An 11,733-nucleotide genomic window follows, 5' to 3' on the forward strand; every position below is an offset into this window, starting at 1 on the left:
CCTAGCGCTGGGCCCGGCGCTCCGTCCATTCGACCACGCGGGCACAGGCGCCCGGGCCGTCCAGCGCCTCGATCTCCTGGATCCCGGTGGGCGAGGTGACGTTCACCTCGGTGAGCTTGCCGCCGATCACGTCGAGGCCCACGAAGACGAGGCCGTCGGCCCGGAGCTTCGGCGCAACGGTCCGCACGATTCGCCAGTCGGCCTCGTCGAGGGCCGTGCGCTCCGCCGTGCCCCCGAGGTGGAGGTTGTTCCGCTCCTCGCCAGGGCCGTGAACGCGCAGGATCGCGCCGAGGGGCTCGCCGTCGAGGAGGAGGATGCGCTTGTCGCCCTCCTTGGCCTCCGGGAGGTAGGCCTGCGCCTCGGTGCGGCTCCCGCCCGCGGTGGCCACCTCGATCAGCGCGTCCAGGCCCCGCATGCCCGCCTGGGCGAAGAGGATCCCGGAGCCCGCGTGCCCGTTCGGCGGCTTGAGCACCGCCTCGCCGTGCTCCTCCACGAAGCGGCGCACGAGGCGCCGGTTCGACGAGACCAGCGTGGGCGGGCAGAGCTCGGGGAAGCAGAGGGCGTAGAGCTTCTCGTTGGCCCCGCGGACGCCGGTCGGGTCGTTCACGACGAGGCAGCGCGAGCGGTCGACCCGATCGAGGATCCACGTCGCCTCGAGGTAGGCCTCGTCGAAGGGCGGATCGGTGCGGAGCCAGACCACCGGGAAGGCCGAGACCTCCCGGAGGACCGGCTCCGAGAGCCAGGCGAAGATCGCCGGCGCAGGCCGCACCTCCACCTGCCGCGCCACGACGAAAGGGCTTCCGCCCACGAGCGAGAGGTCGCGCGACTCGGCGAACCATAGGGAGTGGCCACGGGCCTGGAAGGCGCGCATGAGCGCGTAGGTGGTGTCCTTGTCCGGCGCGACCCGCTCGAGCGGATCCATCAGGAAGAGCAGCTCCATGAGCTCCAACCTCTCGCGAAGAGCGTCCTCCACACGGGGTGGAGGGGATGAGCCTTCATAGCGTTCGGCGCCGCCGTGCGCGAGGGAGACTGCGCCGCGCGACCTGGCCAACGTGCAGATCCACGCGGCGCCGCGCGCGGGGGCGGCGGATGGCCCACCCCCCGAATGGGGGGAGGAGCCTGCGGCGAATCATGGGCCCGGCGGCCGGAAAGCCGGTTGCGGCCCCGCGAGCGGGTCGCCATAACCCCCGGAGCCCGGCTGTTCTCCCGGCGCCGATTTTCGTGCGACCAGCCTGCGGGCCACGCATCCAAGCGACACCCAGACCCTTTCCGGCCCTCGCCGGCAGGAAGCCCATGTCCCTCGACCTCGACAAAGACTCTTCCCCGCCGATCACCTCCGTCGACGATCTGGTCGCCCGCCTCCGGCGCTCGGAGCGGCCGCGGGCCGACTGGAAGGTCGGCATGGAGCACGAGCTCATCGGAATGGTCGACGGCGGGCCGGTGCCCTACGAGGGCCTCCGCAGCATCCGCGGGGTCCTCGAGCGCTTCGGGCGCTTCGGCTACGAGCCCTACGCCGAGGAGGGGAAGGTCATCGCCGCCAGGAGGCCCGACATGACCCTCACGCTGGAGCCCGGCGGCCAGTTCGAGCTCGCCGGCAGGCCGTTCGGCTGCGCGCACGCGAGCCGCGAGGAGATCCTCCACCACACGGCGCAGATCAAGGCGGTAGGCCAGGAGCTCGGGATCCGCTGGCTGGGCGTGGGCTACCGGCCCTTCGGGACCCCTGCCGAGATGCCGTGGATGCCGAAGACCCGCTACGACGTCATGCGGGCCTATCTGCCGACCCGGGGGAAGCGGGCGGTGGACATGATGCTGATGACCGCCACGGTCCAGGCGAACTACGACTTCTCCTCCGAGGAGGACATGGTCCGCAAGATGCGGGCCGGCATGAGCGTCTCGCCGCTGGTGAGCGCGATGTACGCCAACTCCTTCCTCGTGAACGGGAAGGACTCGGGCTACGCCACCTTCCGCTACGACGTGTGGAACGAGGTGGATCCGGATCGCTGCGGGCTCCTGCCCTTCGTCTTCGAGGAGGACTTCGGCTACCGGCGCTGGGTCGAGTACGCCCTCGACGTGCCGATGTTCTTCGTGCGCCGCAAGGGCCGGTACCTGCCCGCCTCCCACCTGACCTTCCGCCGCTACATGAAGGAGGGCCTGGAGGAGCACCGCGCCACCATCGGCGACTTCGAGGATCACCTCACCACGCTCTTCCCGGAGCTCCGGCTCAAGAGCGTGATCGAGGTCCGCGGCGCCGACGTGGGGAGCACTGAGCTCAACGCGGCGCTCCCGGCGCTGTGGAAGGGGATCTTCTACGACGACGGTGCCCTGGACGCCGCCGATCGGCTGCTGGCCGGCATGGCCTTCTCCGAGCGCATGCAGCTCCAGAGGGACGTCGCCCGGCACGGCCTGCGCGCCTCGTGCTCGAAGGGCCACGTCCTCGACCTGGCCCGTGAGCTCTACGCCATCGCCTCCGAGGGGCTGAAGAACCAGGCCTGCCCCCACCTCGACGAGTCCGACGAGCGGGCGGAGCTGCGGGCGCTGGAGCCCATCCTCGAGAGCGGCCGAGCGCCCGTCGACGTGTGGCGCGAGCGGTGGCACGGGGATCTCGGCCAGGATCCCGCCAAGCTCATCGCCGCGATGGCGTATTAGGAGAGCCGGTTGCGGCGACTCTGCCGCGGAACCGGCAACTGGCTCCTAGCCGCGGCGTCGGCCCTCGAAGTAGGCGGGGTCGACCGAGAGCTTCTCGGGGAGGCGGTCGCGGCGACGCAGGGCCTCCTCCCGCCGGACGCTGAACCGCAGGGGGAAGCGGGGCGGCAGCTCGAGGTTCTTCGGGAGGTAGAGCGTGGCGCAGGCGGGCCCTCCGCCGGCCTTGCCGAAGAGCTCGAAGAGCGGCACGCGCAGGGTGCGCAGGCCCAGCGACTCCAGGGACTCGACGAAGGCGGCGCTCACGCCGTCGGGCACCAGGACGCCATTTTCCACCTGACGTGAATTGCCCGCGTACTTCTCGACCGCGTCGTCCCTGCCGATCGGTACGATCGCTCCAGCGCCGAGGCGGGACTCCACCCGGGCGCTCCCTTCGCCCCAGAGGCCGCCCGGATAGTGGACGAGCTTCGCACCGTCAATGCCGGGCCGCGCGCCGAAGTGCACCGTGTCTCCGTGGAAGTGCGGGTAGACGAGCTCGGCGAAGACGCGGGCGTCTTCGGGCACGCCGGCGAAGTCCGCTGCGCGCTCCACGCCCTCGCGTGACGAGCGCATGGTCTTGGGGCCGCTGGCGCCGTCGTAGTGGCCGGAGACGGTGTAGGTGAGGACGACCTTCTCGCCCACCACCGCGACGTCGGCCATCCCCTCCCAGCGGTGGGGGTTCGCCTCGACGGAGAGCTCGTATCCCCCGGCCTCGGCCATCGACTCCAGGAGCCGCAGGTAATAGGGCTGCTCAGCGAGGCGGTGGGTGAGCATGTTGGGCATCAGGGCGCGGAGCTTCCGTCCCTCCACCACTACCCACGGTCCGTTTGCGGCGAAGACACGGCCGGTGAGGATCTCGTCCATGTTGCCGAGGGCCTCGCCGCCGCCCTCGGCGCGGATGGTGCCGTCGGCCTCGACCCGGAGGTCGCCTTTGCCGAGGAACGGCTCATCCTCCGCCTCGAAGTCGAAGATCGCGTCGCCGCCGAAGTCGACGATCCCCTCGCAGATCCGCAGCCACTCGTCGTAGGCCTCGCGCGGCGAATACTCGAGGAAGGTGACCTCGCTCTTGTAGTTCGCGCCGGCCTTGTTGAGGGTCGCGGCGACGGGCGGGCGGACCGCCAGCAGCGGGCCGTAGACGTTGCGAAGTGCGTTCGACATCTTGCCCCTCCCGGGCATGTTCGCGCGCCCCCTCCGCCAGGAGCGGGGCGCGCCTGTTCACGGGGCGTGCAGCCGCCTTCGAGGCTACGGCAGCAGCTCGTCCAGCTTCGCGAGGGCCTGGTCGAGCTTCGAGGGATCGGGGCCGCCGGCCTGGGCCAGGTCGGGCTTGCCGCCGCCCTTTCCGCCGACCTCCTTGGCCATCTCCCTCACCAGGTCACCCGCCTTGATCCCCTTGGCGACGACGTCTGGCGTCGCGGCCACGAGGAGCACAGCCTTGCCGTCGGACTCGCCGCCGAGGGCGATGATGCCCGAGCCCAGCTTGTCGCGGAGCTTGTCGGCGAGCTCGCGGAGCGCCTGGGCGTCGCCCTCGGCGCGGGTCACGAGCACCTTCACGCCGCGGATCTCGCGGGCCTGTGCGAGGAGGTCGCCGGACTTCGCGGCGGCCAGCTTCTTGCGCGCGGCGTCGAGCTCCTTCTCGAGGTCCCGCATGCGCTTCTGGGCCGCGTCGATCTTGGAGGCCAGCTCGCCGGGGGCGGCGCGGAGGAGGCCGGCGGCGGCGCGGAGGTCGCGGTCGCGCTCCTGCACCCAGCGCAGCGCCCCTTCGCCGGTGACGGCGACGATCCGCCGGACCCCGGCGGCGATGGACGCCTCGCTGGTGACCTTGAAGAAGCCGATCTCGCCCGTGCGCGTCGTGTGGGTGCCGCCGCAGAGCTCGCGGGAGGCCGGGTGGACCTGGATCACCCGCACGGTCTCGCCGTACTTCTCGCCGAAGAGGGCCACGGCGCCGGAGGCCCGCGCCTCGTCGAGGGAGAGGAGCTGGGTGGTCGCCGCGGCGTCGTCGCGGATCATGCGGTTCACCCGCTCCTCCACGTCCTCGAGCTGCTCGGGGCTCGGCGCCTGGAAGTGCGTGTAGTCGAACCGCATGTGGTCCGGCGCCACCACCGAGCCCGCCTGCTTCACGTGCTCGCCGAGGACGTCCTTGAGCACCCGGTGCAGCAGGTGGGTGGCGCTGTGGTTCGCCTTGATCGCCCGGCGGCGCTCGCCGTCGACGAGGGCGTCCACCTCCTCGCCCACGTGGACGAGGCCGGAGACCACCTTGCCCAGGTGGACGATGAGATTGCCCGCGGGCTTCTGGGTGTCGCGGATCTCGATCCGCAGCTCGCCGCGGGAGCCGTCGATGCCGGGGCCGGCGAGGGCGCCCTCGTCGCCGACCTGGCCGCCGCTCTCGCCGTAGAAGGAGGTGCGATCGAGGATCACCTCCACCTCGTCGCCGGCTGTGGCGGAGGACACGCGCTGGCCGCCCTTCAGGATCGCGAGGATCTTGCCGCGGGTCTCCAGGGCCTCGTAGCCGACGAAGCTCGTCTCGCCCAGCTCGGTGGCGAGGCCGAGGTAGAGCGCGCCGACGGCGGCCTCGCCGGAGCCCGCGAAGGTGGAGCGCTCCCGCTGCGCCTCGAGGTGCGCCTCGAAGCCCTTCTCGTCGATGAAGAAGCCGTGCTCTTCGGCGATGATCCGGGTGAGGTCCACCGGGAAGCCGTAGGTGTCGTAGAGCTTGAAGACCACGTCGCCGGGGAGGAGCCGGTCGCCGCCCTTGCGCGACTCGATCTCCTCGCCGATGAGCTGCAGGCCCCGGCTCAGGGTTCGCCGGAACCCGGACTCCTCGTTGCGCGCCACCTCGAGGATCAGCTTCTCGCCATCGCGGAGCTCCGGGTAGGCGGCGTGCATCTCCGCGATCACCGCCGCGCAGACCTCGTGGAAGAAGAGCTTGTCCAGGCCGAGGGTGGTGCCGTGCCGGATGGCCCGGCGCATGATCCGGCGGAGCACGTAGCCCCGGCCCTCGTTGGAGGGGAGCACGCCGTCGGCCACGAGGAACGCAGCCGCGCGCGCGTGGTCGGCGACCACGCGCATCGAGGTCTTCTCGCTCTCGGGTGCGGTGTCGTAGGTCTTGCCGGCCACCCGCCCCACGGCGGAGATGATCGCCTGGAGCAGGTCGGTGTCGTAGTTGGTGCGCTTTCCCTGCAGCACGGCGGCGAGGCGCTCGAGGCCGGCGCCCGTGTCGATCGAGGGCCGCGGGAGCGCGCTCATCTTCCCTTGGGCGTCGCGCTCGAACTGCATGAAGACCAGGTTCCAGATCTCCATCCAGCGGTCGCAGTCGCAGGCCACGCCCTGGCACGGGCGCCCGGCGGCCTCCTCCTGGCAGGGGACGTCGGCGCCCTGGAAGAAGTGGATCTCCGAGCACGGTCCGCACGGGCCGGTCTCGCCCATCATCCAGAAGTTGTCCTTCAGGCCCAGGCGGATGATCCGGTCGGGGGCCACGCCGGCGACCTCGCGCCAGATGTCCTCGGCCTCGGTGTCCGCCGGGATCTCGGGGGTGCCCTCGAAGACCGTCACCGCCAGGCGATCCACGGGGATGGCGAGGACGGAGGTGAGGAGCTCCCAGGCGTAGGCGATGGCGTCGCGCTTGAAGTAGTCGCCGAAGGAGAAGTTCCCCAGCATCTCGAAGAACGTGTGGTGCCTGGCGGTGTAGCCCACGTTCTCGAGGTCGTTGTGCTTGCCGCCGGCGCGCACGCACTTCTGCGACGTGGTCGCGCGGTTGTAGTCCCGCTTCTCACGTCCGGTGAAGACGTCCTTGAACTGGACCATCCCTGCGTTGGTGAAGAGGAGGGTGGGGTCGTTCGCCGGCACCAGCGCCGAGCTGCGGACGGGGCGGTGGCCGCGCTGCTCGAAGAAGGAGAGGAAGGCCGAGCGGATCTCGGAGCCGGTGAGGGGAGCCTTGGGGGTGGCCATGAGGGACCTTGGTGGGCTGTTCGCAGCGCGAAGGCGCGTCGGAATCGAAGGCCTGTGCGTAACCGAGGCCGATTGCCGCGTCAATGACGTGCAAAGAGACGGTAGAGCGAGTTCAGGGCCTTGGGACGTCCAGGTCCACCCGCCAGCCGCCCTTCTCGCGGACCATGTGGACCCGACGCGTCTCGCCGCCGCTGGTCACCTCCAGGGCGGCCTTGTCGTCGCTCTTGGCGATCTCCTTCAGGTCGTCGATCGGGTGGGCGAGGCTCGCGCTGCCCAACACCGCCACCCGGGGATCGCTGGGGATCGCCCCGCCGGTGGCCTTCGCCCGCTGCTCGATGAGGGTGGTCAGGTCCTGCTGCGTACCGAGCGAGAGCAGATCCCACGCTCCTTCCACGTCCCGGGCCTGGACCTTCTCCACGAAGGTGCGAAAGGCCTTTTCGGGGGTGGAGGAGGGGCTGTCGCAGGAGGCGAGCAGCACGAGGAGGAGCGTCGCCGACGCCACGCGGAATCGAGTCTGCATCCTGGAGAAGCTATCATCCGGACCGGCGATCGGAGCCGACCCCATGCATCCCTACCTGAGAGGGCTTCGGCCCACCCTCCACATCTCCCACCGCGGCGGCGCCGCCCTGGCGCCCGAGAACACCCTGGTCGCCTTCCGCCAGGCGATCGACCGCTACTCCACGGCGATGCTGGAGCTCGACGTCCAGGGAACCGCCGACGGTGAGCTCGTCGTCTTCCACGACGACACCCTCGATCGGTGCACGGAGGCGAAGGGCCCCGTCGCAGAGCGGACCCTCGCCGAGCTCCGCGCTCTCGACGCCGGCTACCGCTTCACGATCGACGGCGGCGCCACCTTCCCCTGGCGGGGCCGCGGCGTGCGGATCCCGACCCTTCGGGAGGTGATCGAGGACTTCCCTGGAACGAAGCTCCACGTCGAGCTCAAGCCCGACCGCCCGGAGGTCGAGCCCGCCTTCGCCTCCCTCGTGAGGGGCGAGCCCGGACGCTTCTGCGTCGGCTCCGAGCACGATCGAGTGGCCCATCGCCTATCGGCGGCGCTGCCGGACGCTTGCCTCTTCTATCCGCGGATCGCCCTCACCGAGCTCGTGACCGCCCTTCGGCTCGGCATCGCGCCGCCTCGGGACGATCGCTTCCTGGTGATCGACATGCCGCTCTCCTACGACGGGGTCCGCTTGGTGAGCCGCGATCTCCTCGAGAAGGCCGCGGCGCTGGGCAAGTGGGTGAACGTCTGGACGGTGGACGACCCCGAGGAAATGCGGCGGCTCGTGGACGAGGGGGTGGGCGGGATCATGTCGGATCGCCCCGATCTCCTCAGGGAGGTGCTGGACGAGGCGGAGGCAGGTTGAGATACAGGCCGGCCGGCATGTAGGCGCGTCCGCCCGTGTTGATCCGAGCCACACCCGTTCCCGAGCGGAGCCTCGATGAATCCCGAGACCATCCTCCTGATCGCCCGCTTTCTCGACCTCGTCTCGTGGCTCGTGATCCTTCGGGTCATCCTCTCCTGGGTGATCCGCGATCCGGCCAACCCGATCGCGCGCCTGCTCGGCACCCTCACCGACCCGCTCCTCCGCCCGCTCTCGCGCGTCCTAACGTTCGGCGGCCTGGACCTCGCGCCGATGGCGTTCCTGCTCGTGCTGGGCGTGATCAAGCGCCTCCTGCTGGAGCAGGCGTAGCGGCGCCGCCTCCGGGAGCCCGCCCGTCTCCAGCAGTTGGCCGATGAGCCGGCCCATCCGGTCGGATGCACGGCGGATCGCGGCCACCCGCCGGAGGAAGCGCTGTCCCTGCTCGTCGTGGGGCGCCAGCGTCTCGAGGAAGCCGGCGTTCGCGACGATCGAAGCCAGGGGGTTGCGCAAATCGTGGGAGACCACGGCGAGGCGCTCGTCCCGCTCGGCTACGCCCCGGCGCGCCGCCTGCTCGCGGGAGGAGGTCCGGGCGTGCGCGAAGACCGCCGCCCAGCGGCCGGCGAGCTCCCCCAGCGCCCTGGCGATCGCGCGGAGCAGCGAGCGCGCGAAGCCGAGCCGCACCGGATCGCCTGCCGAGATCGAGGTGACGACCGTGCCCGCGTCGCCGCTCCCGTCGTACCTCACCTTCGCAGCGAGCCAGATCTCGTCGCCGCGCTTCGCCTCGGCGAGGCCCGGACGGTCGGCGGCCTGGCTGGCCACGCGAAGCCACTCGGCGGGGGAGGGCAATGGGACCCAGGCACCGCTGGAGAGCCGGAGCCTGCCCGCGCCGTCCGGAGCGAGGACGCCGACGTCGAGTCCGGCGTCCGCGAGGCACTCGTCGAGGATGCCGGCGACCGCGCCGCTCGCCCAGGGGGCGGCGATCGAGATCGATGGGTCGCGCACGTCGGGCGGGCGCCCTTTTTCCAGGCACCTCGTACTGTCCGAATTCCCTTCCATGCCCCCCTCCCACGCCCGAGGGAGAGAAGCATCGCATGAATCGACCGGGGCTCGGGAGGGGTCCACGGCGGCCCGTTTCGGGCCCCTGGGAGGACTAGCCCAGCCGCGGGGCCAGGAAGCGCGCCAGGGCGAACATGTCGTCCCAGTCGAGATCCAGGAAATGGAGCGCTCGGGTGCCGTCATGCCGAACGGTGCCGAGGACCTCGCAGGTGATCGAGAGGGTGCGCTGCTCGTCGGGGAGGCGAAGCTCGGCCACGAAGCGGGCGCCGGGGGCTGCCTCGACCCCGTCCACGAGGAGGCCGGTCATGGAGAGGTTGCGGGCGATCCGGACGAGCGTATGTCCCTCGGCCCGGAGCGAGACGGGAAAGCCCGCCTCCACGCGGGGGTGCCTTCGGCGTACCGGCTCTGCGTACATGGTTCTCCACTCCATCATCGGAGAAGGTGCCAGGCCTCCCGCATCGCGGGCGAGCCAGCACCGATCACCCGATCGACGTTACGACGGGTGCAGGCGAGGTCCACTTGTCGACCGCCCCCGCCTGTGGATAACGAGCGCCCTACCGACTCGGGGGAGCCGCTTCCTCTCCCTTGCGCGCGGAGCGATCGGGAGCGATTTCGGCCGCTTCGAGCTCGACGATCCGGACCCGTCGCTCGGGATCCGCCTTCCGGAGGACCGGGGACGCGACGTTGTAGACCGGGATGCCGCCCAGGGTCCGGCCCTCTCCCGACCCGTAGTGGGCGTGGCCGTGGAACGCGGCCGTCGCCGCGTACGTGTCGATCGCGTCGGCGAGCCTGGAGCTCCCGAGGAAGGGCATGATCTCCGCGTTCTCTCCTTCGCAAGTGCCGCGGATCGGCGCGTAGTGGGTGATCGCCACCTTCACCGGCGCGTCCACCTGGAGGAGCGCGGCCTCGAGCTTGAGCGCCTCGCGCACGGTCTCGTAGACGAAGGCCTTGATGGTCTCCTCGCCGAAGCCCTGGAGGGAGGCGCGATCGAAGCCGCCCGCGAAGCCCTTGGTGCCGGCGAAGCCCACGGCGTGGCCCTTGAGCTCGTAGTGGTCGCCGTCGAGGATGAAGATCCCTCCCTCCTTCAGGATCTCCGTGACCTCGTCGGCCTTGCCCGAGTCGTGATCGTGGTTCCCGAGCACGCCGATCATCGGCGGGCGGACCCGCGAGAGCTCGTCGACGAGGGCGCGCGCCTCGTCGATGGTGCCGTGATCGGTGAGGTCGCCGCAGAGCAGGAGCGCGTCGCAGCCCTCGGCGTTCACGTCGTCGACGAGCTTGCGGTAGTGGCCGTGGCGGCCCACACGGCAGTGGAGGTCACCGACCGCCGCGAGCCGGATCGCCTTGTCGATTGGCACGGAATCCCTCCACTTCGAGCATGCGCGCGTCCCGGTAGCCCCAATGCTCCAGGTCCACCCGGTACTGGGCGCGTGAGAGGAGCAGCCCCCGGCACACGGTCTCGGCGGCGGGATCGTTCGCCTGCACCCGGCTGCGCTCCAGGAGCTCCGCGAAGATCGGCTGCGGGACCCGATCCCGCTGTCCGGGGTAGCTGAAGCGGTACATGATCATGTGCGCGAGCAGGATCTCCCAGTAGGGCTCGAAGCGGTCCAGGAGGTGGCGCCAGTCCATCTTGTCGCCGCACGCCAGGATGATGTGGTTCACGTCGGCCCCGTCGAAGCGCTCGCGTTCGCAGACGAAGGCCTTGGACCAGATGATCTCCTCCGGGGCGGCGAGGAGCACCGGGAGCCCGTGGATCACGGCGCCCTGGGCCCGCGCGAGCCAGATGTCGTCCACCACGGCGACGCCGTTGCCCGAGCTGAAGATCAGGTCGGCGAAGTAGTTGTCGGTGGCGTAGGCCTTCGCGAGCCAGACGGGGTCGAGGAGGGAGGTCTTGAACCCGGTCTCCGCCAGGACCTCCAGCGCGCGATCCACGTCCTGGCGGCGCAGGAAGATGTCGAGGTCCTTCGTCTCCCGGTAGATGCCGGTGTAGACGTGGAGCGCATATGCGCCCGCCACGACGAAGGGGATCTCCGCGCTCTTGAGGGTGGAGAGGGCGAGCAGGTGGGCGCCGCGCTCGATGGCCGGCCGCTGATCGACCTGCCTCGCGCGGCCTCCGTTCGATTCGGAGGCGGCACGCCTGGTGCTCTTTTCCTCGCCCCGAATCGGATCCGCCACCAGGCTCCCCCGTTCGGGCCTACGGGCCCGCCGGTTCAACGTAGGGAGCGAGCCAGATGACCGCAGGGAGCGGGCGGTCGTCAGCTGGGGAGGAGCTCGCGCCGTGCGAAGGCCGGGAAGGCTCCCAGGCGCGCGATCTCCGTGAAGGCCTCGGGATCGACCTCGACCACCTCGCACTCGCCGGCGTCGTCCGCGGCCGAGAGATCGAGGCAGAAGAAGCGATCGCCGTCGACGATCGGCAGGAGGTGGCGAGGCAGGCCCTCCTGCCAGAGGTCCGTGGCGACGGCGTGCAGCGTGGCGCCCAGCTCGTCGGGATCCTTGGTGCCCAGGAGGAGGGCGCCGCTCGCGAGCACTCCCCCCGAGCCCACCTGGAGGAAGCCCTTGTACGAGGGCGGCAGCCGGACCTTCAGCATGCGCTCGACGCCCTGGAGCTCGCCGGGCATCGCCTCGTCGTAGAGCTCGTGATCCGGGTGGTCGAGGAACTCCGCCGCCACCTTCCTGCCTTCGGATTCGCTCATGGCGC

Annotated in this window: 12 protein-coding genes; 3 read left to right on the top strand and 9 right to left on the bottom strand. The window is 70.7% G+C overall.

The window, feature by feature from the left end:
- Position 1: 1 nt before the first annotated feature.
- Positions 2-940 carry a glutathione synthase gene (gshB, locus tag AKJ08_RS02850; RefSeq protein WP_157370437.1) on the bottom strand — a complete coding sequence of 313 codons (939 nt, stop codon included), beginning with the start codon at positions 938-940 and terminating at the stop codon, positions 2-4.
- Between the two features lie 353 nt (positions 941-1,293).
- Between gshB and AKJ08_RS02855 the strand changes: the two genes are divergently transcribed.
- Complete coding sequence (locus AKJ08_RS02855) at positions 1,294-2,646, top strand: glutamate--cysteine ligase (protein WP_050724681.1); 1,353 nt, start codon at positions 1,294-1,296, stop codon at positions 2,644-2,646.
- A 45-nt stretch (positions 2,647-2,691) separates the two neighbouring features.
- Here the strand turns inward: AKJ08_RS02855 and AKJ08_RS02860 are convergent, their stop codons facing one another.
- The 3 genes from AKJ08_RS02860 to AKJ08_RS02870 all read right to left on the bottom strand — a co-directional run bounded on the left by AKJ08_RS02860 (position 2,692) and on the right by AKJ08_RS02870 (position 7,141).
- Complete coding sequence (locus AKJ08_RS02860) at positions 2,692-3,837, bottom strand: hypothetical protein (RefSeq protein WP_050724682.1); 1,146 nt, start codon at positions 3,835-3,837, stop codon at positions 2,692-2,694.
- Positions 3,838-3,921: 84 nt separating this feature from the next.
- Entirely contained in the window at positions 3,922-6,621 is a 2,700-nt protein-coding gene (gene alaS / locus AKJ08_RS02865) for an alanine--tRNA ligase (protein WP_050724683.1), read from the bottom strand.
- Between the two features lie 112 nt (positions 6,622-6,733).
- The gene (locus AKJ08_RS02870; protein ID WP_169788713.1) at positions 6,734-7,141 is read right to left on the bottom strand and encodes a hypothetical protein; all 408 of its coding nucleotides are present in this window, start codon (positions 7,139-7,141) and stop codon (positions 6,734-6,736) included.
- 43 nt (positions 7,142-7,184) lie between these two features.
- Between AKJ08_RS02870 and AKJ08_RS02875 the strand changes: the two genes are divergently transcribed.
- Both AKJ08_RS02875 and AKJ08_RS02880 read left to right on the top strand, forming a co-directional pair.
- Positions 7,185-7,985, top strand: coding sequence for a glycerophosphodiester phosphodiesterase family protein (locus tag AKJ08_RS02875; RefSeq protein WP_205624764.1), 801 nt, complete (start codon positions 7,185-7,187; stop codon positions 7,983-7,985).
- Between the two features lie 75 nt (positions 7,986-8,060).
- Entirely contained in the window at positions 8,061-8,312 is a 252-nt protein-coding gene (locus tag AKJ08_RS02880; RefSeq protein WP_050724685.1) for a YggT family protein, read from the top strand.
- Here the strand turns inward: AKJ08_RS02880 and AKJ08_RS02885 are convergent.
- From AKJ08_RS02885 to AKJ08_RS02905, 5 genes are all read right to left on the bottom strand, one after another.
- Positions 8,226-8,984 (bottom strand): histidine kinase dimerization/phospho-acceptor domain-containing protein, encoded by a 759-nt coding sequence (locus tag AKJ08_RS02885; protein WP_050724686.1) that lies wholly within the window; start codon positions 8,982-8,984, stop codon positions 8,226-8,228. The genes AKJ08_RS02880 and AKJ08_RS02885 overlap by 87 nt on opposite strands.
- A 148-nt stretch (positions 8,985-9,132) precedes the next feature.
- Entirely contained in the window at positions 9,133-9,453 is a 321-nt protein-coding gene (locus AKJ08_RS02890; protein ID WP_050724687.1) for a PilZ domain-containing protein, read from the bottom strand.
- 139 nt (positions 9,454-9,592) lie between these two features.
- A complete protein-coding gene (locus AKJ08_RS02895) occupies positions 9,593-10,393 on the bottom strand; it encodes a metallophosphoesterase family protein (protein ID WP_240475421.1) in 801 nt (266 codons plus the stop codon).
- Positions 10,353-11,210 (bottom strand): nucleotidyltransferase, encoded by an 858-nt coding sequence (locus tag AKJ08_RS02900; protein ID WP_050724688.1) that lies wholly within the window; start codon positions 11,208-11,210, stop codon positions 10,353-10,355. The genes AKJ08_RS02895 and AKJ08_RS02900 overlap by 41 nt, the downstream gene beginning before the upstream one ends.
- Positions 11,211-11,290: 80 nt before the next feature.
- Complete coding sequence (locus AKJ08_RS02905) at positions 11,291-11,728, bottom strand: SMI1/KNR4 family protein (RefSeq protein ID WP_082342610.1); 438 nt, start codon at positions 11,726-11,728, stop codon at positions 11,291-11,293.
- Positions 11,729-11,733 lie beyond the last annotated feature (5 nt).

Origin of the sequence: Vulgatibacter incomptus (assembly GCF_001263175.1) — a bacterium.
Classification (GTDB): Bacteria; Myxococcota; Myxococcia; order Myxococcales; family Vulgatibacteraceae; genus Vulgatibacter; species Vulgatibacter incomptus.